Here is a 23,215-nt window from a genome sequence, read left to right as displayed (position 1 = left end):
ATGAAGACTCCGCTGATCGTGATGCTCGCATCGCTTCCGCTCGCCGGCTGCATCAGCTTCGGCGCCAAGCCGCCGCCCTCGTTGCTGACGCTTCAGGCGCAGTCCGCGCCGAGCGTGGGCCAGACGCAGGATTCCGGACCGGGCAAGTCGATCACCATCCAGGTGCCGTCCTCGCCCCAGGAACTGGCGACCGCGCGCGTGCCGGTGCAGGAGAATGCGACCAGCATTGCCTATGTGAAGGACGCGCAATGGGCCGAGCCGCCGACGCGGCTGTTCGCCCGGCTGATGGCCGACACGCTGACCGCGCGGGCCGGGCGCATCGTCCTGTCGCCGCGCGACTCCATCGGCGATCCGGGCGACCGTCTGGGCGGTGAGCTGCGCCAGTTCGGCATGGACGCCACCCGTCGTGATGCGGCCGTGGTGTTCGACGCCACGCTGCAACGCGACGGCCAGACGAATATCGAAAAGCGTCGCTTCGAGGCACGGGTGCCGGTCGGCAAGATCGATAATGAGAGTGTCGGCCCGGCGCTGAACCAGGCGGCGAACCAGGTCGCCCAGCAAGTGTCTGACTGGGTAGGGCGGTAAGAGCTGATCCTCCCCGCTAGCGGGGAGGGTGACCGTGCGTAGCATGGTGGAGGGGGATCGCCGCGAGGGATGACCTTTGTGGAAGCCCCCCTCCGTCAGGGCTTGCGCCCTGCCACCTCCCCGTACCGGGGAGGATTTTTGAATTTCAGCGGAACTTCCACCCCGCGAAAACGTGTCGCACGGGATGACGGCAATCTGCCGCATCCGTCACAATTTGCGACATAAACACACTGGACGGGGCCGTAACGGCACGGCACGTTCCGGGCCATGAAGCCTCGCGCCTGCGTCCTTCTCCTGGCCACAGCCGCCTTGTCCGGCTGTACGGTCGGCCCCGATTACCGCCCCGCCGCTCCGCAAGCGCTGGGGGTGCCCACCAATTGGTCGGTGCCCGCCGCCAATGCGCAGGCACAGGACCTGACCCGGTGGTGGCGGTCGTTCGACGATCCGCTGCTCGCCGAACTGGTCGAGCAGGCGGTGGTCGCCAATACCGACGTGGTCCAGGCGATCGCCCGGCTGCGGCAGGCGCGCGAAAGCCTGATCCAGAGCCGCGCGTCGCTGCTGCCCAATGTCTCCGGCTCAACCGGCTATCAGCGCAACGAGAATCTGCGCGGCGGCGGGCGCAGCTTCACGCTGCCCGACGGTACCGTCGTCGATACCGGCGGGGGCGGCAGCAACAGCTTCACCGTGGGATTGTCGGCCAGCTATCAGGTCGGCCTGTTCGGCGAGGTCCGCCGCACGGTGGAGGCGACCCAGGCGACCTATGAGGGCGCGGGGTTCAGCTATGCCGCCACGCTGCTGACCGTCGAGAGTGAGCTGGCGCGCAACTACATGCTGGCGCGGGCCTATCAGGCACAGCTGGCCAATGCGCGGGCCAGCCTGTCGTTGCAGGACGACAATCTGGAGATTGCCGGTTTCCGGGTGCAGGCGGGCCTCGTTTCCTCGTTGGACGCCGAACAGGCGCGTGGCCAGCGGGCCAAGACCGCCGCGACCATCCCCTCGATCGAACAGCAATATAATGCCGCCGTGTCGCGGCTGGGCGTGCTGACCGGCCAGGCACCCGGCGCGGTCAAGGCGCGGCTGGCGGCGGTCAAGCCGATCCCCACCGGCCCCGTTATGATCGGCACCGGCATTCCCGCCGATATCCTGCGCCGCCGCCCCGATGTCCGAGCGGCCGAACGCAATCTCGCCGCCGCCACCGCGCGGATCGGCGTGGCGCAGGCCGCGCTCTATCCGGCGCTCGCCATTTCCGGGAACATCAATACGGCGGCGACCAGCATCGGTTCGCTGGGTGACGCGATCACCGGCAGCCTGTTTGCAGGCCTGACCCAGGCGATCTTCAACGGCGGACGACTGCGCAGCCAGGTGCGCAATGCCCAGGCGCTCGCCGATCAGAGCTATGCCGCCTATCAGGGCACCGTCCTGCTCGCGCTGGAGGATGTCGAGAACGCCATCGTCGCGCTCAACACCGCGCGCGAGCGGGAACGGCAATTCGCCATTCAACTCGACGCCGCGCGCAACTCGGCGATCCTGGCGCGCAGCCAATATCGCTCGGGACTCACCGATTTCACCACCCTGTCGCAACAGGAGGCGGCGTTCCTGAACGCGCAGAACGGGCTGGTTCAGGCCCGGTCCGACGCCGCGACCGCGCAAGTCGCGCTGTTCGCCGCGCTGGGCGGCGGATGGGACGACACGACCACCCCCGAAGCGCCGCCGCGCCTCGCCACAACCCCGGACAACCGCTGATGGCCGACCAGACTCTCGACGATTTCCTGGGCGTGAAGCCACAGCCGCGCTGGCGCAAATGGGTGCAGTGGGGCGTGGTGGTCGTTGGCGTGGTGCTGCTCGCGCTGCTGCTGAAAAGCTGTTTCGGCGGATCGAAGGAAGCGGGCTTCGCGACCGCCCCGGTCACGCGCGGCGACCTGACCGTGACCGTCTCGGCCACCGGCAAGCTGGCGCCGACCAACCAGGTGACTGTCGGCTCGCAGCTGTCGGGTCTGGTGACGAAGGTCGTGGTCGATGTGAACGACCGGGTGAAGGCGGGCGAGGCGCTGGCGCTGATCGATCCAGAACAGATCGATGACCAGATCCGCGCCGCCCAGGCGACGCTCGCCGCCAATGTCGCGCAGGTGGCGCAGGCGCGCGCGACCGTGTCGGAATCGCAGGCGCAACTGGCGCGACTGGAGCAGGTCTACAAGCTGTCGAACGGCCGGGTGCCCTCGGCCACCGAACTTCAGGCGGGGCGTGCCGATGCCCAGCGCGCGCTCGCCGCGCTGCGCGTCGCGGAGGCCAATGTCACCGCCGCCCGCGCCCAGCTCGCCCAGTCGCAGACCCAGCGCCAGCGTGCGATCATCCGCTCGCCCGTCTCCGGCGTGGTACTGGCGCGACAGGTCGATCCGGGCCAGACGGTCGCGGCGTCGTTCAACACGCCGACCCTGTTCGTCATCGCCGAAGACCTGACCAAGATGAAGCTGGAGGTCGCGATCGACGAGGCCGATGTCGGCGAGGTGAAGGTCGGGCAGAAGGCCAATTTCACCGTCGACGCCTTTCCGGGGCGGACCTTCCCCGCGACGATCACCCGCGTCGATCTGGGGTCGAACCTGACGGTCAGCGCGGCGACCTCGTCCGCCTCCTCGACCACCAGCGCCGCCTCGACCACGGGGCAGGTGGTCAGCTATGCCGCCGACCTGACGGTGGGCAATCCCGACCTGCAACTGCGCCCCGGCATGACCGCGACCGCCGATATCGTGACGTCGGACAAGAAGAACGTCATGCTGATCCCTAACGCGGCCCTGCGCTTCAAGCCGTCCGACGGCGCGCAAGCGGGCGGCGGCGGCATTGCGGGCTCGCTGACCTTCCGCCCGCGCCGGGACCGCGCCGCACGCACCGCCACGGTTCAGCGCGGCGCGACCCAGACCGTCTATGTCCGGGGCGACGACGGCAAGCCGCAGCCGATCCAGATCGTCACCGGCGACACCAATGGTTCGATGACCGAGGTGCTGTCGGGTGGCCTGAAGCCCGGCATGCAGGTCATCACCGGGCAGCTTGCGGGTGGCGAGAGCGCCGCGCCCCGTGGCGGTGGCCAGCGGCGTCAGGGTAGCGGCCAGCAGGGCGGGGGCGGTGGTGGCCGCTGACGCCCCGCTCATCCAGCTTCGCGGCGTCACCAAGACCTATGGCATGGGGGCGACCCAGTTCCAGGCGCTGAAGGGTGTCGACCTGGACATTGCGGCGGGTGATTTCGTCGCCGTGATGGGGCCTTCGGGGTCGGGCAAGTCGACCACGATGAACATATTGGGATGTCTGGACGTGCCGAGCGGCGGAAACTTCCTGTTCCGCGGCCATCATGTCGAGACGCTGGACCGCGACCAGCGCGCCATGCTGCGGCGGCGCTATCTGGGTTTCGTGTTCCAGGGCTTCAACCTGTTGTCGCGCACCACCGCGCTGGAGAATGTCGAGCTGCCGCTGCTCTATCGCGGTGAGGACAAAAGGACCCGGCGCGATCTGGGCATGGCGGCGCTGGAGAAGGTCGGCCTCGACAAATGGTGGGACCATACGCCCGCCGAGCTGTCGGGCGGACAGCAGCAGCGCGTGGCGATCGCGCGCGCCATCGTCACCAGCCCCGACGTCCTTCTTGCCGACGAGCCGACCGGCAATCTCGATTCCGAACGCTCGGTCGAGATCATGGAGTTGCTGACCGGGCTCAACCGGGACAGCAACATTACCGTGCTGATGGTCACGCACGAACCGGACATGGCCGCGTTCGCGCGCACGGTCATCCACTTCAAGGACGGGCTGGTCGATCGGATCGAGGCGCAGCACCGGCCGGGCGTCGTGCCGGACATGGCCCCGTTCGACAGGGATGGGAACTGATGTTCGGCACCACGCTCATCCTCGCCATCCGCTCGATCCGGCGGCATGTGCTGCGCTCGTTCCTGACGACGTTGGGCATCATCATCGGCGTCGGCGCGGTCGTGACCATGGTGACGCTGGGCAAGGCGACGACGGCGGCCGTGCAGCAGTCGATCTCGTCGCTGGGCACCAACATCCTTCAGGTCCGCCCCGGCCAAGGCTTCGGACGCGGCGGCGGCGGCCCGCGTCCGCCCGACTTCAAGCCCGAGGATGTCGAGGCGATCGCCGACCAGATCGCGGGCGTCACGGCGGTGGCGCCGCAGGCGCAGACGACGGCGACCGCCATCTATGAAGGCGCGAACTGGTCGACCACCGTTACCGGCACGACGCTGGCCTATTTCACCGTCCAGCCCTGGCCGCTGGCCTCGGGCCGCACCTGGACCCCGGCCGAGCAGGCAGCGGGCAAGGCGGTGTGCATCATCGGCAATACCGTCCGCCAGAACCTGTTTCGCAGCACCGATGCGGTCGGCAAGCGCTTCCGTATCGGGGCGATCAGCTGCGACGTGATCGGCGTGCTGACGACGCGCGGGCAGGGGGGCTTCGGCGATCAGGACGACGTGGTGCTGATGCCGATCAAGGCGGTCCAGCGCCGCTTCACCGGCAGCCGCGACATTCGCCTGATGCTGGTCGGTGTCGATCAGGCCTATTCGACCTCGGCGGTGCAATCGTCGCTCACCGATCTGCTCCGCGAACGGCGCAACATCAGCGGCGGCAAGGACGACGACTTCAACATCTTCGACACCAAGCAGATCAGCGACACGCTGACCAGCACGACGACCATGCTGACCCGCATCGTCGCCGCGGTGGCGGCGATCAGCCTGGTGGTCGGCGGCATCGGCATCATGAACATCATGCTGGTGTCCGTGACCGAGCGCACGCGTGAGATCGGCATCCGCCTGGCCATCGGTGCGGTCGCGCGCGAGGTGCTGATGCAGTTCCTGGTCGAGGCGGTGGTGCTGTCCTGCCTGGGCGGGATCATCGGCCTGATCCTGGCGCAGGCGATCATTGCTCTGCTGGTGCCGGTAATGCAGGTGCCCTGGACCTTCGATCCGCAGATCAACATCATCGCCTTTGCCATTTCGGCGGTGATCGGGGTGGTGTTCGGTTACTTCCCGGCGCGGCGGGCGGCGGCGCTCAATCCGATCGACGCGCTTCGCCACGAGTGATCGTCCGCTCGGGGGCGTGGACGAGCTGGCGCAGGCGTTCCAGATCCTCGGGCGTGTCGATGTCGATCAACTCGGCAGGCGTGGTCACGACATGCCGTCCGCCCGCGACCAGCTTGCGACCGCCCTCGTCGCCTTGCAGAGTGAGCAACGCGTCGAACCGGCCCGCACCGAAGATGCCCGGCGGGGTTGGGTGCTCGCCATTACTCGACACCACCACCGAGTCCGGCCCCTCGAACGCATCGAACAGGCGATAGATGTGCGCCGCCGTCACGCGCGGCATATCGGCCAGGGCGATCAGGATCGCCTGGGGCGACGCCGTCATCGCCTCGCGCACGCCCAGATGCAGCGAGTGGGACATGCCCCGACCGACCTCGGCGTTATGGATAACGCGATAGCCGCGTGACGCGAAATCGAGCTGGCATCCGTCCGTCACCACGATCCGCTCGGCAAAGGGGACGCTCTCCAACGCGGTGGTGACGTGAAAGCCGACCGGCTTGCCGAGAAACTCGGCTTCCAGCTTGTTCTCCATGCCGAAGCGGCTCGACCGGCCCGCCGCCAGCAGGACCAGGGCGACATTTTCAGGGTCGATCATGAAAGGCTCCGATCATGGCGGCTGCGATCGACAGGGCGATTTCGGAAGGGCCGATCGCGCCGATATCCAGCCCGACCGGACCGTCGATCCGGTCGATCGCTTCTGCGGCGACACCCATCGCCGCCAGCCGCTCGCGTCGTGCGGCATGGCTGCGCCGACTGCCCAAGGCGCCGACATAGGCGGTGTCGCTGGCGAGCGCGGCGACCAATGCGGGGTCGTCGATCTTGGTGTCGTGGCTCAGCGTCACCACGGCGGTCGCCGGGCCGGGGGCATAGGCCGCCACCGCCTCGTCGGGCCAGCGGTCGTCCAGCGTGACGCCGGGAAAGCGTTCCTCGGTCAGGAAGCGGGCGCGCGGGTCGATGACGACCGTGGCGATGCCCAAAGTCTGCGCGAGTTGCGCGAGAGACTGTGCGATCTGCACCGCGCCGACGATCAGCAACCGGCGCGGCGGGTCGTAGCGATTGGCGAAGACCTCGCCCGTCTCGATCGGGCGCAGGTCCGAATGGCCGCTGGTCAAGTCGGTGGTGACGGTCAGCGCCTGGCCCCGCTCGCGCGCCTCGGCGATCCGGTCGAAGAGTTCGGGGTCGAAGCCGTCCGCCGACACCGGCTGCACCATCACCGCGATCTCGCCGCCGCAGGGTAGGCCGACTTCCCAGGCCGAGGCGTCGGCCACGCCGTAGCGCTTCACCTGGAACGGCGTGCCCGCGATGACTTCGGCGGCGGTATGGAGAATGTCGTTCTCGACGCAGCCGCCCGACACCGATCCCTCGAACCGGCCATCGGCATGGACCAGCATATGGCTGCCGCGCGGGCGTGGTGCCGACCCCCAGGTCGACACCACCGTCGCGATCGCCATCGGCTCGCCCCGCCATTCCCTTGCGGCGGCGAGGACGCTGTCATGGTCGCTCATCAAAGCGCCGGAAGATGATCGAGCAGCTTGTCGAGCGTCACCGGCATTTCGCGCACCCGCACGCCGGTGGCGTTGTAGATGGCGTTGACCACGGCCGGGGCCGCGCCGGAAATGCCCAGCTCGCCAATCCCCTTGGCATGGATCGGATTGGCATGGATGTCTCGCTCGTCGAGGAAATGGACTTCCAGCTGGGGCACATCGGCGTTCACCGGCACATGATATTCCGCCAGGTCGTGGTTGACCAGCTTGCCGGTGCGCGGATCGTGGATCAGATCCTCGGTCAGCGCGGTGCCGATGCCGAAGGTCATGCCGCCCAGGCATTGCGAGCGCGCCGTCTTGGCGTTGAGCACGCGCCCCGCCGCGAACACGCCCAGCATCCGCCGGACGCGGACCTCGCCGGTGACGACGTTCACGCCGACCTCGGCGAAATGCGCGCCGTAGCTCGCCTGGTTGAACTGCTTTTCCTGCTGGCCCGGCTTGATCTCGCCGATGGCGGACAGGCCATCCTTGCCGACCAGTTCGGCCAGCGGCACCGAGCGATTGTCGCCGATCGCCATGCCGTCCTTGAGCGTCAGGTCCTCGGGCTTCACGCCCATCGCCTTGGCCAGCCTCTCGCGCACGCGCTCGGCCGCGAGATACACCGCCGAACCAGCCGACGCCGCACCCCAGGACCCGCCCGAACCGGCGGCGGGGGGATCGTTGGTGTCGCCCAGCGACATGGTCACCTTCTCGACCGGCAGGCCCAGGATCTCGGCGGCGATCTGCGCCATGATGGTATAGCTGCCGGTGCCGATATCGGTCATCGCGGAGGATACCGTCGCGCTGCCGTCCGGGTGCAGTTCGACCTTGGCGGCGGACTGTTGCAACTGGTTCGAGCGGCAGGCGGCGGCAACGCCCATGCCGATCAGCCAGTCGCCCTCGCGCCGCTGGCCCGGTGCCTGGCGCTGGTCCCAGCCGAAATGCTTCGCGCCTTCCTCCAGCGAACGCGTCAGGTTGCGCGAGGAATAGGGCACCTTCAATTCCGGGTCCTGCTGGGGGTCGTTGACCTTGCGCAGGGCGATGGGGTCCATGCCGATGGCTTCCGCCAGCTCGTCCATGGCGCATTCCATGCCGACCATGCCGACCGCCTCGCCGGGGGCGCGCATCGAGCCCGACAGCGTCCAGTTCAGCCGGACCACGTCATGATTGATCCGCCGATTCTCGCCGCCATAGAGGAAGTGCGTACCGATCCCGACGGGTTCGAAGAAATCCTCGTCGGGCAGGTTGGAGGTGATGGATTCATGGCCCAGCGCCACGATCCGGCCGCCCGCCTCGGCGCCCAGCCGCATCCGCTGTTCGGTATTGGAGCGGCGGACGGTGGCGTCGAACACCTGCTGGCGCAGCATCACCGCCTTGACCGGGCGGCCAAGCTGCTTGGCGGCGATGGCGGCGGCGACGCTCTCGGGTGCGATGCCCAGCTTCGATCCGAAGCCGCCGCCGATATAGCGCGAGATGATTCGCACCTTGGACTGCGCGACACCCAGCGCCTTGGCCAGCTGCTGCGCGTCGGAGGTCGGCATCTGGTACGCGCCGTAGAGCGTCAGCGCGCCATCCTCCCACACCGCGATCGAGGCGTGCGGCTCCATCGCCGCCGAGTTCTGGCTGGGGGTGGTATAGGTCACGTCGACCTTGACGGGGGCATTCTCGAACGCCTTGTCGAAATCGCCCTGGTCGTAATGGCCCTTGATCAGGCCGTCGGGCGCAGGCTCGGCTTCGCCCTTGTTCGCCTCATAGTCGAACGTGCCGTCGAGCGGTTCATAGTCGACCTTCAATTGCTTGGCCGCGTCACGTGCCACTTCGAAGCTCTCGGCGACGACGATCGCGATGATCTCGCCGAAATAGTCGATGGTGCGCACGCCTTGGGTCGGTGCGCTCGTCTCGCCGCCCTGCTGCGAATTGCGGATGAAGGTGTCGTAGTCGGTGATGACGTCGATGACGCCGGGGATGGCCTTGACCGCATCGGCGTCGATCGCCTTGATCTTGGCATGGCCCTTGGTCGCACTGACCAGCACGCCGTGCGCGACATTTTCGATGGCGTATTCGGCCGCATAGGTGGCGGTGCCCGTCACCTTTTTCGGGCCGTCCACGCGGTCGAGCGGTTTGGAAATCACCCCCTGCACGCCCGTGTCGAGCAGGCTGTCGGGATGCGGCTGATTCATGGTCAGCGCGTTCGTATCGTCCTTGCCGAATCCGAACATGGGATCAGCCCTCCTGCGTCAGTTCACGGAGCGTCGCGACCAGGGTGCGACGCGTCAGCGGAATCTTGAAGTCGTTCGAGCCATAGCCCCTGGCGTCCGCCAGCAGCGCGTCGGCGGCGGCGTGGAAGGCGGCGTCGGTCGGCTCCTGTCCGACCAGCGCGGCCTCCACCGCCTCGTTGCGCCACGGCATCGGACCGAGCCCGCCAAAGGCGAGGCGCGCCGAGGCGATCCGGCCGCCCTCGATCGCGACGATCCCGGCGACCGAGACCAGCGCGAAGGCATAGGACGCCCGGTCGCGCACCTTGCGATAGGTCTGGCGACCCGCGGGCGCGGGGGGCAGTTCGACATGGGTGATCAGCTCGCCCGGCTCCAGGACATTCTCGATCTCGGGCGTGGCTGCCGGCAGGCGATAAAAGTCACCGATCGCGATCCGGCGGCGGTCGCCGTCGGGCTTTTGCGTGACGATCACCGCCTCCAATGCGCGCATGGCGACCGCCATGTCGCTGGGGTGCGTCGCGATGCACTGGTCCGAGGTGCCGAGGATGGCGAGGATGCGGTTCTCGCCGCCGATCGCCGAACAGCCACTGCCAGGCTCGCGCTTGTTGCACGGGGTGGCGGGGTCGTAGAAATAATAGCAGCGCGTGCGCTGGAGCAGGTTGCCGCCGGTCGATGCCTTGTTGCGCAATTGCCCCGAAGCCCCGGCCAGCAAGGCGCGCGACAGCACCGGATAGCGCTCGATCACGCGGGCATCGGCGGCAAGGTCGCTATTGGGCACCAGCGCACCGATGGTCAGGCCGCCATCCTCGCGCTCCTCGATCTCCGTCAGGGCCAGGCGGCTGATGTCGACCAACGTCTCGGGCGTCTCGACCTGCAATTTCATCAGGTCGAGCAGGTTGGTGCCACCCGCGATGAAGCGCGCGCCCGGCACCGCCCCGTCACGGGTGGCGGTCGCGACCGAGTCGGCGCGGGCATAGTCGAACAGCTTCATGCCGCGACCTCCTTACCGACGTCCTCGTTGGGATTGCGGTCGCCCAGGCCCGCCACGTCGCGGATCGCATCGACGATATTGGGATAGGCGGCACAGCGGCACAAATTGCCGCTCATCCGTTCGGAGATTTCCTCCACCGTCAGCTCGGCCGCGCCCAAATCTTCGGTGACATGGCTGGGCCAGCCCTTCTTCACCTCGTCCATCATGCCGACCGCCGAACAGATCTGGCCCGGCGTGCAGTATCCGCACTGGAAACCGTCATGCCGCACGAACGCATCCTGCAAGGGGTGGAGATTGCCCGGCTGGCCCAGTCCCTCAATGGTGGTGATCTCGTCATCCTGATGCATCACCGCCAGCGTCAGGCAGCTGTTCACGCGGCGTCCGTTGACCAGCATCGTGCACGCGCCGCACTGGCCATGGTCGCAGCCCTTTTTCGAGCCGGTCAGGCCCAGATGCTCGCGACACAGGTCGAGGAGGGAGGTTCGGACATCGACCTCGATGTCATGCGATTGACCATTGATTGTGAAATGCACGGGCGCATCCCCTTTGGGATTAGGAATGGATGAACAAACGCCATGATTTCCCTGCGTTTCCCGTTGCGAACCACTCTCATTGCCGCTGCGCTCGTCATGGGGCAGGGTGAGGCCATGTCCGCCGACGCCCCCAAGCCGCTTTCCTCGCCTCCCCTTTCGTCCCCGATCGTCATCGCGCATCGCGGGGCCAGCGGGCAGCGCCCCGAACATACGCTGGCCGCTTATGATCTTGCGATCCGCGAAGGCGCGGACGTGATCGAGCCCGATCTGGTGCCCACCAGGGACGGCCATCTCGTCGCGCGACACGAGAACGAGATTTCGGGCACGACCGATGTCGCCGCCCACCCGGAGTTCGCCGATCGCAAGACGACCAAGACGATCGACGGCCAGGCCGAGACCGGCTGGTTCACCGAGGACTTCACGCTCGCCGAGCTGAAGACGCTCCGCGCCCGTGAACGCCTGCCGCAACTGCGCTCGACCGCCTATGACGGGCAGTTCGAGATCCCGACGCTGGAGGAGATCATCGCGCTGGCGAAGACCCGGTCGAGGGAGACCGGTCGCACCATCGCCATCTATCCCGAAACCAAGCATCCGACCTATTTCGCCGGAATCGGCAAGGGCACCGACGCCCCGCTAATTGCCGCGCTGGACAAGGCGGGCTGGAAGACGGCCGATGCGCCGGTCTTCATCCAGTCGTTCGAGGTGAACAACCTCAAGCACCTCAAGACCATGACCGGCATCCGCCTGATCCAGCTGGTTTCGGGCGAGGGCGGTCCGGCGGACAATGCCGCGCCCAGCTATGCCGCGATGATGACGCCCGAGGGTATGAAGCAGGTCGCGACCTATGCCTGGGGGATCGGGCCGGACAAGGCGATGCTGTGGAACGGCGATGCGCCTTCGTCCCTGGTCGCCGACGCCCATGCGGCGGGCCTTCGCGTCCACCCCTGGACCTATCGCGCGGAAAACCAGTTCGTGCGGGCCGGCTTTCGCAGGGGCGCCAATCCCAAGGCGCATGGCGATGTCGCGGGCGAAATTCGCGCCGCACTGGGCCAGGGCATCGACGGTTTCTTCACCGATTTCCCGCAAATCGGGGTAGAAACGCGCAACGCTTATCTGCGCGCCCGCTGAAAGATCCCAAGACCATGCGTAACCTCGTCCTGAAACTCGCCGTCCTGACCCTGCCGCTGGCCACCGGAGGCTGCGTCAAGACGGTCGCCAGCGTGGTGAAGGCCCCCTTCCAGGCGGCGGGGCAGGTGGTCGATTGGACCACGACGAGCCAGGACGAGGCCGACCGCAATTACGGCCGCAAGATGCGCAAGAAGGAAGCGCGCGAAGGCCGTGAGCGCCGCGAATATGAAAAGCAGTGCCGCAAGCATCCCGAACAATGTCAGCAGAACCCGCAGGGCCAGCCCAGCCAACAGGGCTATGACGGCTACCGCGCCGCCAACGATTGATCGCTGACGGGCGGCGGCCATCCGGCGAGGATGGTCGCCACCGCCGCCAGCACCTGCGGCCTGTGCTGAACCCATAAATGGCTGGACGTGACCTCGACCGCCGGGGTCGTGTCGTCGCGGCAGATCGTCCCTGCGACCAGCCCGTCGTTCCGGCTCCAGATCGCGGCGGAAGGGCAGGGCAGCGGACCTGCAATCGTCGTCGAGCGCGCGATCACCGCCGGATCGTCCACCCGCTCGCCGGTCAGCCGCTCGAACGCCCGCCAGACATTGGTCGCGCGGGGTGGCCCGGCATAGGGCGAGGCGATGGTGATGACGCCCGCGACCAGATCGGGGCGGGCTTGCGCCGCCATCCGCGCCATGATCCCGCCCAGGCTGATACCGATCAGCGTCACCGGCCCCTGATCGGATAGCGACTCGATGCGGGCGATCAGTCGTTCGGCCTCCGCCCCGACGCTGCGCACCCCACGGTTGCGACCCAGCCCCCAGCCATGAACGCGGTAGCCCTTGGCGGTCAGGTAGCGGCGCAGCACGATATTCGACCCATCGGTGTTGAACAGGCCGGGCAGCGCCATCACCGTCCGCCCGTCTCCCTCCGGCGCGGCGGTCAGCGAGGCGCGGTGCCGCCACCAGGTCGCGCCCATCCACAGCGCGCGCGGCAATTCGGCGGCCCAGAGCGTCTTGGACGGCGGCGGGATCACAGCCACCACGTCACCGTCCAGGGAAAGGGCGTCCACCACCCCATCCGCACGCCCGCCGCCGCCAGTGCATCGCCGGTCCAGCTGTTGCAGGTATGGACCGCGCTATACCGCCCGCTCGCCTCATAAAAGGCGTCATACACGTCATAGCCGGGATAGTGCGGGCCACCGCGCCGCCAACTCGCCTGGATGAAGGCGATCAGGTGGCGATAGGCCTCGGGCGACAGGCGGATCGCCCGCACATCGTCGCCATTCGCATGGGGCAGCGGCAGATGGTCGACATGGATCAGCGTCCGGTCGCTGCCCAGCGCGGCATGCAGGATCGTGCCCGGCTTCACGTCACGCCAGTGCGGCGTTTCGCGAAAGAAGCCCGCCTCGCCCCAGCCGATGGCCAGGAAGGGAAAACCGGCATAGCGCAGGTCGCGCAGGTCCTGCGGCCTTGCCCAGTCGCGCCAGTCCATCCCCGCCGCCTGTTTGGGTACGATGATCGCGGTGTGGATCGCGCTCGACTCGACGAAGATGGTGACGGCATCCGCGCCCGCCTTCGGCATCGGCGCGGTCGTTCGTGGGATCGCCCCCAGCGCCAGCCCCATGCCCAGATAGGCCAGCAGGATCAGGCCGATAGCGGCCAGCGCCCCCCTTGCAACGCGCCCCAGCCGTCGCCACGATATGGTTTCATTTGTCACCATCATCATGATAGGCTCCGCGAATGGCACAGGATACCCATGTTCTCGCCGCCCCGCCCGAGGGAGCCTCCGCCGACTGGACCATCCCGCAGGGGTGGGAGCGTTACACCGCAGAGGAACATGCGACCTGGGACACGCTGTTTGCGCGCCAGTCCAGGCTGCTGCCGGGCCGTGCGTCGGAGGCCTATCTGCGCGGTCTCGACGTGCTCAAGCTGTCGCGGCCGGGCATTCCCGATTTCGAGGAACTGTCCGAACGGCTGATGAAGCTCACCGGGTGGCAGGTCGTGGCGGTGCCGGGGCTTGTGCCCGACGACGTGTTCTTCGACCATATGGCCAATCGCCGCTTCGTCGCGGGCAATTTCATCCGGCGGCCCGACCAACTCGACTATCTGCAAGAGCCGGACGTCTTTCATGACGTTTTCGGGCATGTGCCGATGCTCGCCGACCCGGTCTTCGCCGATTATCTCGCCGCCTATGGGCGGGGCGGGCAGCGAGCGCTGGGCATGGACGCGCTGAAGTATCTGGGGCGGCTTTATTGGTACACCGTCGAGTTCGGGCTGGTGCGCGAGGACGGCGACCTGCGAATCTACGGCGCGGGGATCGTGTCGAGCTATTCGGAAAGCCGCTTCGCGCTGGAGGACCCGAGTCCGAACCGGATCGGCTTCGACCTCGCCCGCGTCATGCGGACGGAGTATCGGATCGACGATTTCCAGCAGAATTATTTCGTGATCCCGAGTTACGAGGAATTGCTGCGCACGACGCTGGAGACGGACTTCGCGCCGCTCTACGAGGCAATCAAGGCGTTGCCCGATATTCCCGTGGCGGCGATCGTCGACGGGGACGAGGTGATGACGCGGGGGACGCAGGATTATGCCCGGGCGAAGGGCGGATAGGGATTCCCTTGGGCTTCGACTTCGGCGCTGTGCGCGCCGAAGTTTATCCTGAGCGGCTGGCTTGCCAGCCAGCCGAAGGGCTCAGCCTGAACGGGGCGGGGGCATGTTTCCAAACCTCCGTTCAGCCTGAGCGAAGTCGAAGGCCACGCCCCGAGCCCGCAACACGCGGGAACATTATCCCGCAACCCCGGTTCGCCATGTCATGCATGACCAGCCCAACAGAGCGGTGAAATACCCGTTGCTCGCCCAGCCCCATGTCCAGCTTTACGGCACGGTGGACGAGGTGATGTATGCCGGTTTCAAGGACCAGCTTGCCGCCGCGCCGACCGAGGGCCCGCTGGTCGTGTCGATCACCACGCTGGGTGGCGATCCGGAAATGGCGCGGGCCATGGGCGACTCGATCCGGCTGCTGCGCGACTATACCGGGCGTGAGACGCTGTTCCTGGGTAAGGTCGCGGTCTATTCGGCCGGGGCGACCTTCATGTCGGCCTTTCCGGTCGAGACGCGGTTCCTGACGCGCGGCACCCGCCTGATGCTCCACGAACGGCAGATGTCGGGTTCGATCGACCTGACCGGCCCGCTCACCAGCCTGCCCGCGATCCTGAAGGCCAAGCTGCATGAGATCGAGCAGTCGGTCCTGATCCAGGAGGAGGGCTTCCGCGCCATCGTCAACGGTTCGCAGGTGTCGTTCGACACACTGCGCGAAAAGGCGACCAGCAACTGGTATATCGACGCCGAGGAAGCGCGCGACCTGGGGCTGGTCCTTGATGTGATCTGACTCCGCGCCTAAATCGCGTGAAGACATTTGCGACAACCGGCCCTGTCATGTATCGGCTCTGCTAATCCTTTGCCGGTCCCGGGACCGGCCCATCCAGCGGGTTAGAGACCATGGCCGAATTTGCCCTGCCGAAGAACAGCGTCATCAAGAAGGGCGAAACGCACCAGGCGACCACCGGCGGCCGCCTGAAAAAGTTTAAGGTCTATCGCTACGACCCCGATTCGGGTCAGAACCCGCGCTACGACACGTTCGAGGTCGATCTGGACGAGTGCGGCCCGATGGTGCTCGACGCGCTGATCAAGATGAAGGCCGAGCAGGACAGCTCGCTGACTTTCCGCCGTTCGTGCCGCGAGGGCATTTGCGGGTCGTGCGCGATGAACATCGACGGCCGCAACGGCCTGGCCTGCACCACCGCGATCGAGGATGTGAAGGGCACGGTCCAGATCACGCCCTTGCCGCATATGGACGTGGTCAAGGATCTGGTTCCCGACTTCACGCATTTCTATGCGCAATATGCCTCGATCAAGCCGTGGCTGCAGACCGTGTCGCCTGCCCCCTCGGGCAAGGAGCGGCTCCAGTCGCCGGACGACCGTGCCAAGCTCGACGGACTGTACGAGTGCATCCTGTGCGCCTGCTGTTCGACCTCGTGCCCCAGCTATTGGTGGAACAGCGACAAGTTCCTTGGCCCGGCGATCCTTCTCCAGGCCTATCGCTGGCTGGCCGACAGCCGCGACGAGATGACCGGCGAGCGTCTGGACGAGCTGGAGGATCCCTTCCGCTTGTATCGCTGCCACACGATCATGAACTGCGCGAATGTCTGCCCCAAGGGTCTGAACCCGGCCAAGGCGATCGCCGAGATCAAGAAGATGGAAGCCGAGCGGGTTATCTGATCCGGCTGGTTTGATGGAAACGGAAAGGGGGGGCGGAAACGGCCCCCCTTTTTCAATTCTATCTGGTCCGCCAACCACCCCCACCCTTCCGGCGCTCACGCGCCTCCCTCCCTCTCCCGATGGGAGAGGGAAGGGGCCCGCCCGCTGCAAGCGGGTGGGAAGGGTGAGGGTGGAGAGGGGTTGACGCCAGCCACCCCAGGGCAGACATCGCCCCCAACATGCCCGACATCCTCAACGCCTATCATCGCCTGGTCTCCGCCGAAGAGCTTCGCCCCGATCCCGAACAGGCGGCCGCCGCCGCCCGACTCGAAGCCCTTGCGACCGAATTGGAAACCCCGCGCAGGACCGGGCTGTTTGCCCGCCTGACCGGCAAGGGGGCGCCTGTCCCGAAGGGCGTCTATCTCTGGGGTGATGTCGGGCGCGGCAAGTCGATGCTGATGGATCTGTTCTTCGACCATGTCGCGGTCGAGGCCAAGCGCCGCGTCCATTTCGCCGAGTTCATGCTGGAGGTGCACGCCCGCATCGCCACCGAACGCGCCAAGCAGGCGGGCGACCCGATCGCCCCCGTCGCCGCCGCGCTGGCCGAGGAAGTTCGGCTGCTGGCGTTCGACGAGATGATGGTGACGAACAGCCCGGACGCGATGATCCTGTCGCGGCTGTTCACCGCGTTGATCGAGAGTGGGGTGACGATCGTCACCACCTCCAACCGGCCGCCCAGGGATCTCTACAAGAACGGGCTTAATCGCGAGCATTTCCTGCCCTTCATCGCGCTGATTGAGGCGCGGTTGGACGTGCTGGCGCTCAATGGCCCGACCGACTATCGGCGCGACCGGCTGGGGCGGCTGGATACGTGGTTGGTGCCCAATGGGCCGAAGGCGACGATGACGCTCTCGGCGGCGTTCTTCCGCCTGACCGACTATCCGGTCGAGGATGCCGCGCATGTGCCCTCCGAGGACCTGAAGGTCGGCGGGCGCGTGCTGCATGTCCCCAAGGCGCTGAAGGGCGTCGCCGTCTTCTCGTTCAAGCGGCTGTGCGGCGAGGCGCGGGGGGCGGCGGACTATCTGGCGGTCGCGCGGCGCTTCCACACCGTCATCTTGGTCGGCATCCCCAAGCTGGGGCCGGAGAACCGCAACGAGGCGGCGCGCTTCGTCCAGCTGATCGACGCGCTCTACGAACACAAGGTCAAGCTGCTCGCCGCAGCCGACGCCCAGCCCGCCGAACTGTATGAAACCGGCGACGGCCGGTTCGAGTTTGAGCGCACGATCAGCCGGTTGGAAGAGATGCGCTCCGAGGAGTATCTGGCCCAGGGCCATGGCTCGGAAGGGGCTTAATCAAGCCTTAATGCACTTGCGAACCATTATCGTTTAAAATCTTAAACTCTGTGGAATAACGGTTGCCCCGACGCCGCAATAGGCGTAGGCCGCGTGACCAATCACGTACGTCCACTACGGAGTAGGATTGGAATGGCTCGCAAGAAGATCGCGCTGATCGGCGCCGGTAATATCGGCGGCACGCTGGCGCACCTCGCCGCGCTCAAGGGGCTGGGCGATATCGTCCTGTTCGACGTCGTCGAGGGTGTCCCGCAGGGCAAGGCGCTCGACCTGTCGCAGTGCGGCCCGGTCGAAGGCTTCGACGCGAATATCAAGGGTTCCAACGACTACGCCGATATCGCGGGCGCCGATGTGATCATCGTCACCGCCGGTGTCGCGCGCAAGCCCGGCATGAGCCGTGACGACCTGCTCGGCATCAACCTGAAGGTGATGAAGGCGGTCGGCGAGGGCATCCGCGACAACGCGCCCGATGCCTTCGTGATCTGCATCACCAACCCGCTCGACGCGATGGTCTGGGCGCTGCGCGAATTCTCGGGTCTGCCGGCGAACAAGGTCGTCGGCATGGCGGGCGTGCTCGACTCGGCGCGCTTCTCGCACTTCCTCGCCGAGGAGTTCGGCGTGTCGGTGAAGGACGTGAACACCTTCGTGCTCGGCGGCCACGGCGACACGATGGTCCCGGTCCTGGAATATTCGACCGTCAGCGGCATCCCCGTCAGCGACCTGATCGAGATGGGCTTCTCGACCAAGGAAAAGGTCGACGAGATCATCAAGCGCACGCGCGGCGGCGGCGGCGAGATCGTCGCGCTGCTCAAGACCGGCTCGGCCTACTATGCGCCCGCCACCAGCGGCATCGCGATGGCCGAGGCGTATCTGTACGACCAGAAGCGCATCCTGCCTGCCGCGGCGCACCTGTCGGGTGAGTATGGCATCGACAACCTCTATGTCGGCGTGCCCGTCGTGATCGGCGCGAACGGCGTCGAGAAGGTCGTCGAGGTCAAGCTGTCGGACGAGGCGAAGGCCAACCTTCAGGTCTCGGTCGACGCGGTCAAGGAACTGCTCGTCGCCTGCAAGGGTATCGACGAGTCGCTGGCCTGATCCATTCCATTGTGCCCCGGCGGAGGCTGGGGCCCAGTTGGGAAGGCATTCGAGATGGAGCGACCGGGCTATGTCTATATCATGGCCAGCGATCGCAACGGGACGCTCTATCTCGGTGTGACCAGCAACCTCGCCCAGCGCGTGCTTCAGCATCGCGACGGGGTGGTCGCCGGGTTCACGCGAAAGCATCGCTGTCATCGCCTCGTCTGGTTCGAGGCGCATGAGAGCATCGAATCAGCACGGCAGCGCGAGCTGCGGATGAAGGAATGGAAGCGGGCCTGGAAGCTGCGGGAAATCGAAGGGCTCAATCCCGACTGGGATGATCTTTACGACCGGATCGCACTGCCATGACCGTTTCCCCCACTGGGCCCCGGCCTTCGCCGGGGAACAAGAGGAAGAGAAGTTAGATGAGCATCCTCGTCAACAAGAACACCAAGGTCATCACCCAGGGCATGACGGGTGAAACCGGCACGTTCCACACCCAGCAGGCGCTGGCGTACGGCACGCAGATGGTCGGCGGCGTGACGCCGGGCAAGGGCGGCACCGAGCATATCGGCCTGCCGGTCTTCAACACCGTCGCCGAAGCCAAGTCGAAGACGGGCGCCGACGCGTCGGTCATCTATGTGCCGCCGCCCTTCGCGGCCGACTCGATCCTGGAAGCGATCGACGCGGAAATCCCGCTGATCGTCGCCATCACCGAGGGCATTCCGGTCCTCGACATGGTCAAGGTGAAGCGCGCTTTGTCGGGTTCGAAGTCGCGCCTGATCGGTCCGAACTGCCCGGGCGTGCTGACGCCGGGTGAGTGCAAGATCGGCATCATGCCGGGTTCGATCTTCAAGAAGGGCTCGGTCGGCGTCGTGTCCCGCTCGGGCACGCTGACCTATGAGGCGGTGTTCCAGACCTCGAACGCTGGCTTGGGTCAGACGACCGCGGTCGGCATCGGCGGCGATCCCGTCAACGGCACCAACTTCATCGACGTGCTGGAGCTGTTCCTGGCCGATGACGAGACCCAGTCGATCATCATGATCGGCGAGATCGGCGGCTCGGCGGAAGAAGAAGCCGCGCAGTTCCTGCGCGACGAAGCCAAGCGCGGCCGTTCGAAGCCGATGGCCGGGTTCATCGCGGGCCGCACCGCGCCTCCGGGCCGTCGCATGGGCCATGCCGGTGCGATCGTGTCGGGCGGCCAGGGCGGCGCCGAGGACAAGATCGCGGCGATGGAAGCGGCCGGGATCAAGGTCGCGGCCAGCCCGTCCGAGCTCGGCTCGACGCTGCTGTCGGTGCTGAACAAGTAAGGCGTATCGCGTCACCCCGGCACAGCCGCCGGGGTCCGTGGCGGCAGGCGGGCCGCTCGCGGCTGCGGACCCCAGGCGGATGTGCCGGGGTGGCGATCATGAAGAAGACGGGCGGTCGAGGAAGCGTCTCATGGGCTACGAAGGCCAGGAATTCAGCGACATCGCGGCGGGCGTCAGCCCCGCCTTCATCGAAACGCTCTACGCCAAGTATCAGGCCGACCAGTCGTCGGTCGATGCGGGCTGGCGGACCTTCTTCGAGGGTCTGGAGCAGGGCGTGGGCGCCCCCAGCTGGCAGAACAAGCGCTGGCCGCTGACCTCGACCGACGATCTGACGGCGGGTCTCGACCCGACCCAGATGGAACCGGCCCCCAAGCCCGCCAAGGGTGGGAAGCCCGCTCCGGCAGCCGCCGCGGCGGCCCCTTCGACCGCCGACATCGTCAAGGCGGCGGGCGACGCGATCCGCGCCCAGCTGCTGATCCGCACCTATCGCGTGCGCGGCCACCTTGCGGCGAACCTCGACCCGCTGGGCCTGTCGGGCCTGCGCGAGTTGCCGGAAGATCTGAAGACCGAATATCACGGCTTCACCGACGCCGATATCGACCGCAAGGTCTATCTCGGCGGCACGATGGGCTTCGAATGGGCGACCGTTCGCGAGCTGGTCGACACGCTGCGCAAGAATTACTGCGGCAATATCGGCCTCGAATATATGCACATCGCGGACGTGGAGGAGCGCCGCTTCCTTCAGGACCGGATGGAAGGTCAGGATAAGGCGATCGACTTCACCGTCGATGGCAAGAAGGCGATCCTGAACAAGGTCATCGAGGCCGAGCAGTGGGAAAAGTTCCTCGGCAAGAAATATGTCGGCACCAAGCGCTTCGGCCTGGACGGCGGCGAGTCGATGATCCCCGCGCTCGAGTCGGTCATCAAATACGGTGGCCAGATGGGCGTGCGCGAGATCGTGTTCGGCATGGCGCATCGCGGCCGCCTGAACGTGCTTGCCAATGTCATGGCCAAGCCGTTGCGCGTGATCTTCCACGAATTCGCCGGTGGTTCGGCCAACCCCGATGACATCGGTGGTTCGGGCGACGTCAAATATCACCTCGGCACCTCGACCGACCGTGAGTTCGACGGCCACAAGGTCCATATGTCGCTGGTCGCCAACCCCTCGCACCTCGAGGCGGTGAACCCGGTCGTGCTGGGCAAGACCCGCGCGATCCAGACGATCGCCGACGACCTGACCGATCACTCGGCCTCGGTACCGGTGCTCATCCACGGCGACGCCGCCTTTGCGGGCCAGGGCATCGTCTGGGAGTGCCTCGGCTTCTCCGGCATTCGTGGCTATAACACGGGTGGCTGTGTCCACTTCATCATCAACAACCAGGTGGGCTTCACCACCTCGCCGCAGTTCGCGCGCTCCTCGCCCTATCCGTCGGACGTGGCCAAGGGCGTCCAGGCGCCGGTCTTCCACGTCAATGGCGACGATCCCGAGGCGGTGACCTTCGCCACCAAGATGGCGATCGAGTTCCGCCAGAAGTTCCACCGCGACATCGTGATCGACATGTGGTGCTATCGCCGCTTCGGTCACAACGAAGGCGACGAGCCGGGCTTCACCCAGCCGCTGATGTACAACAAGATCCGCTCGCACCCCGGTGTCGCCGAGACCTATGCGAAGCGTCTTGTCGCCGAGGGTGTGGTCGATCAGGCCTGGGTCGACGAGAACATCAAGCAGTACACCACGCGCTGCGAAGGCGAGTTCGAGGCGGGCCAGAGCTACAAGCCCAACAAGGCCGACTGGTTCGCCGGTCGCTGGTCGGGCCTGTCGGCACCGAAGGAGACCGACCAGGGTCGCCGCAACGTGGAGACCGGCCTCGACAAGAAGCTGTTCGACGCGATCGGCCGCACGCTGACCACGATCCCCGAGGGGCTTCAGGTCCACAAGACGCTGAACCGCGTGCTCGACGCCAAGCGCCAGATGTTCGCCACCGGCGAGAATTTCGACTGGGCGACCGGCGAGGCCTTGGCCTTCGGTTCGCTGCTGTCCGAAGGTTACGGCGTCCGCCTGTCGGGCCAGGATTCGGGGCGCGGTACCTTCTCGCAGCGTCACGCGGTCTGGGTCGACCAGACCGACGAGCATAAGTATGTGCCGCTGAAGACCGTCGAGCATGGCAGCTTCGAAGTGCTGGACAGCCCGCTGTCCGAATATGGCGTGCTCGGCTTCGAGTATGGCTATGCGCTGGCCGACCCGAAGACGCTGGTCATGTGGGAGGCGCAGTTCGGCGACTTCGTCAACGGCGCGCAGATCATGATCGACCAGTTCATCACGTCGGGCGAGTCCAAGTGGCTGCGTGCCAACGGCCTGGTGATGCTGCTGCCGCACGGCTATGAAGGTCAGGGTCCGGAGCACTCGTCGGCCCGTCCCGAGCGCTTCCTCCAGTCCTGCGCCAACGACAATATCCAGGTTGCGAACTGCACCACCCCGGCCAACTATTTCCACCTGTTGCGCCGCCAGATGCACCGCAATTTCCGCAAGCCCCTGATCGTGATGACGCCCAAGTCGCTGCTGCGTCACAAGCTGGCGGTGTCGAAGGCCGAGGACTTCCAGGGCGAGAGCCACTTCCGTCGCCTGCTGTCGGACACCAATGGTGCCGCCGACGAGGCCACGACGCGGCTGGTCCTGTGCACCGGCAAGGTCGCCTATGACCTGATCGAGGCACGCGACGCGGCGGGCGACACCACGACCCAGATCGTGCGTGTCGAGCAGCTCTATCCGTTCCCGAGCGACGCGCTCGCCAAGCGGATCGCGCGCATGCCGAACCTGCTGGACGTGGTCTGGGCACAGGAAGAGCCGAAGAACAACGGTTACTGGTTCTTCGTCGAGCCGCTGATCGAGGAGTCGCTGGCGGCTGCCGGTGCGAGCGTGAAGCGGGCGCGTTACGCGGGTCGTGCGGCGGCGGCTTCGCCCGCCACCGGCCTGATGAAGCGCCACACCGCCGAGCAGGGCGCGCTGGTCGCCGATGCGCTGGGCCACAATGTCCGCGAGGAAATCCGCCGGACGCGCGCCGAGGGCAGCAACACCACCGCCAAGCCGACCACGGCGGCGGCGGACTGACTTACCGAGTTCCCCGGTTCGTGACCGAGCCGGGGAGGGATGAAATCTGGCGCGGGCGCTTTGCCCGCCCGCGTA

General features: G+C 66.6%; 22 protein-coding genes. 15 read left to right on the top strand and 7 right to left on the bottom strand.

Annotated elements, in window-relative coordinates:
- From GGQ89_RS05745 to GGQ89_RS05725, 5 genes are all read left to right on the top strand, one after another.
- Positions 1-585, top strand: coding sequence for an ABC-type transport auxiliary lipoprotein family protein (locus GGQ89_RS05745; RefSeq protein WP_084787495.1), 585 nt, complete (start codon positions 1-3; stop codon positions 583-585).
- A gap of 267 nt (positions 586-852) precedes the next feature.
- Positions 853-2,328, top strand: a complete 1,476-nt coding sequence (locus GGQ89_RS05740) for an efflux transporter outer membrane subunit (RefSeq protein WP_184104820.1) — start codon at positions 853-855, stop codon at positions 2,326-2,328.
- On the top strand, positions 2,328-3,716 hold the full coding sequence (locus GGQ89_RS05735; RefSeq protein ID WP_184104818.1) for an efflux RND transporter periplasmic adaptor subunit: 1,389 nt from the start codon (positions 2,328-2,330) through the stop codon (positions 3,714-3,716). Before GGQ89_RS05740 ends, GGQ89_RS05735 begins: the two co-directional genes overlap by 1 nt.
- On the top strand, positions 3,706-4,452 hold the full coding sequence (locus tag GGQ89_RS05730) for an ATP-binding cassette domain-containing protein (RefSeq protein WP_184104816.1): 747 nt from the start codon (positions 3,706-3,708) through the stop codon (positions 4,450-4,452). The genes GGQ89_RS05735 and GGQ89_RS05730 overlap by 11 nt, the downstream gene beginning before the upstream one ends.
- Positions 4,452-5,657: an ABC transporter permease gene (locus GGQ89_RS05725; RefSeq protein ID WP_056436960.1), complete on the top strand. Its 1,206-nt coding sequence runs from the start codon at positions 4,452-4,454 to the stop codon at positions 5,655-5,657. The genes GGQ89_RS05730 and GGQ89_RS05725 overlap by 1 nt, the downstream gene beginning before the upstream one ends.
- Here the strand turns inward: GGQ89_RS05725 and GGQ89_RS05720 are convergent.
- From GGQ89_RS05720 to GGQ89_RS05700, 5 genes are read right to left on the bottom strand one after another with little or no spacing between them, the layout of a single operon-like run.
- Positions 5,626-6,249: a nucleotidyltransferase family protein gene (locus GGQ89_RS05720; protein WP_184104814.1), complete on the bottom strand. Its 624-nt coding sequence runs from the start codon at positions 6,247-6,249 to the stop codon at positions 5,626-5,628. The genes GGQ89_RS05725 and GGQ89_RS05720 overlap by 32 nt on opposite strands.
- A complete protein-coding gene (locus GGQ89_RS05715) occupies positions 6,236-7,159 on the bottom strand; it encodes an XdhC family protein (RefSeq protein WP_184104812.1) in 924 nt (307 codons plus the stop codon). The genes GGQ89_RS05720 and GGQ89_RS05715 overlap by 14 nt, the downstream gene beginning before the upstream one ends.
- Entirely contained in the window at positions 7,159-9,396 is a 2,238-nt protein-coding gene (locus GGQ89_RS05710) for a xanthine dehydrogenase family protein molybdopterin-binding subunit (protein ID WP_184104810.1), read from the bottom strand. Before GGQ89_RS05710 ends, GGQ89_RS05715 begins: the two co-directional genes overlap by 1 nt.
- A gap of 4 nt (positions 9,397-9,400) precedes the next feature.
- Positions 9,401-10,384 carry an FAD binding domain-containing protein gene (locus tag GGQ89_RS05705; RefSeq protein ID WP_184104808.1) on the bottom strand — a complete coding sequence of 328 codons (984 nt, stop codon included), beginning with the start codon at positions 10,382-10,384 and terminating at the stop codon, positions 9,401-9,403.
- The gene (locus GGQ89_RS05700) at positions 10,381-10,917 is read right to left on the bottom strand and encodes a 2Fe-2S iron-sulfur cluster-binding protein (RefSeq protein ID WP_076717380.1); all 537 of its coding nucleotides are present in this window, start codon (positions 10,915-10,917) and stop codon (positions 10,381-10,383) included. The genes GGQ89_RS05705 and GGQ89_RS05700 overlap by 4 nt, the downstream gene beginning before the upstream one ends.
- 114 nt (positions 10,918-11,031) lie before the next feature.
- On the opposite strand from GGQ89_RS05700, the gene GGQ89_RS05695 reads away from it, so the two are divergent.
- Together GGQ89_RS05695 and GGQ89_RS05690 are read left to right on the top strand one after the other, a co-directional pair.
- Entirely contained in the window at positions 11,032-12,045 is a 1,014-nt protein-coding gene (locus GGQ89_RS05695) for a glycerophosphodiester phosphodiesterase (RefSeq protein WP_184104806.1), read from the top strand.
- Between the two features lie 14 nt (positions 12,046-12,059).
- Positions 12,060-12,371 carry a hypothetical protein gene (locus tag GGQ89_RS05690; RefSeq protein ID WP_184104804.1) on the top strand — a complete coding sequence of 104 codons (312 nt, stop codon included), beginning with the start codon at positions 12,060-12,062 and terminating at the stop codon, positions 12,369-12,371.
- Here the strand turns inward: GGQ89_RS05690 and GGQ89_RS05685 are convergent.
- Positions 12,350-13,105, bottom strand: a complete 756-nt coding sequence (locus GGQ89_RS05685) for an alpha/beta hydrolase (RefSeq protein ID WP_338112349.1) — start codon at positions 13,103-13,105, stop codon at positions 12,350-12,352. The genes GGQ89_RS05690 and GGQ89_RS05685 overlap by 22 nt on opposite strands.
- Complete coding sequence (locus GGQ89_RS05680; RefSeq protein WP_184104802.1) at positions 13,066-13,761, bottom strand: TIGR02117 family protein; 696 nt, start codon at positions 13,759-13,761, stop codon at positions 13,066-13,068. Before GGQ89_RS05680 ends, GGQ89_RS05685 begins: the two co-directional genes overlap by 40 nt.
- Positions 13,762-13,775: 14 nt before the next feature.
- On the opposite strand from GGQ89_RS05680, the gene phhA reads away from it, so the two are divergent.
- The 8 genes from phhA (at position 13,776) to GGQ89_RS05640 (ending at position 23,140) form a co-directional block, all read left to right on the top strand.
- Complete coding sequence (gene phhA / locus GGQ89_RS05675; protein WP_184104800.1) at positions 13,776-14,645, top strand: phenylalanine 4-monooxygenase; 870 nt, start codon at positions 13,776-13,778, stop codon at positions 14,643-14,645.
- Positions 14,646-14,847: 202 nt separating this feature from the next.
- A complete protein-coding gene (locus GGQ89_RS05670) occupies positions 14,848-15,423 on the top strand; it encodes an ATP-dependent Clp protease proteolytic subunit (RefSeq protein WP_184104798.1) in 576 nt (191 codons plus the stop codon).
- Between the two features lie 110 nt (positions 15,424-15,533).
- Entirely contained in the window at positions 15,534-16,313 is a 780-nt protein-coding gene (locus GGQ89_RS05665; RefSeq protein WP_042484025.1) for a succinate dehydrogenase iron-sulfur subunit, read from the top strand.
- Positions 16,314-16,531: 218 nt separating this feature from the next.
- Positions 16,532-17,644, top strand: a complete 1,113-nt coding sequence (gene zapE / locus GGQ89_RS05660) for a cell division protein ZapE (protein WP_184104796.1) — start codon at positions 16,532-16,534, stop codon at positions 17,642-17,644.
- Between the two features lie 132 nt (positions 17,645-17,776).
- On the top strand, positions 17,777-18,739 hold the full coding sequence (mdh, locus tag GGQ89_RS05655) for a malate dehydrogenase (protein WP_056436995.1): 963 nt from the start codon (positions 17,777-17,779) through the stop codon (positions 18,737-18,739).
- Positions 18,740-18,793: 54 nt separating this feature from the next.
- A complete protein-coding gene (locus GGQ89_RS05650; protein WP_058745938.1) occupies positions 18,794-19,090 on the top strand; it encodes a GIY-YIG nuclease family protein in 297 nt (98 codons plus the stop codon).
- Between the two features lie 56 nt (positions 19,091-19,146).
- Positions 19,147-20,031: a succinate--CoA ligase subunit alpha gene (sucD, locus tag GGQ89_RS05645; RefSeq protein WP_042484035.1), complete on the top strand. Its 885-nt coding sequence runs from the start codon at positions 19,147-19,149 to the stop codon at positions 20,029-20,031.
- 130 nt (positions 20,032-20,161) lie between these two features.
- Positions 20,162-23,140 (top strand): 2-oxoglutarate dehydrogenase E1 component, encoded by a 2,979-nt coding sequence (locus tag GGQ89_RS05640; RefSeq protein ID WP_184104794.1) that lies wholly within the window; start codon positions 20,162-20,164, stop codon positions 23,138-23,140.
- Positions 23,141-23,215 lie beyond the last annotated feature (75 nt).

It is taken from the genome of Sphingomonas yabuuchiae (assembly GCF_014199595.1).
Taxonomy (GTDB): Bacteria; Pseudomonadota; Alphaproteobacteria; order Sphingomonadales; family Sphingomonadaceae; genus Sphingomonas; species Sphingomonas yabuuchiae.
The sequence above is the reverse complement of the archived record's forward strand: the minus strand, read 5'-3'. Positions and strand labels throughout refer to the sequence as shown.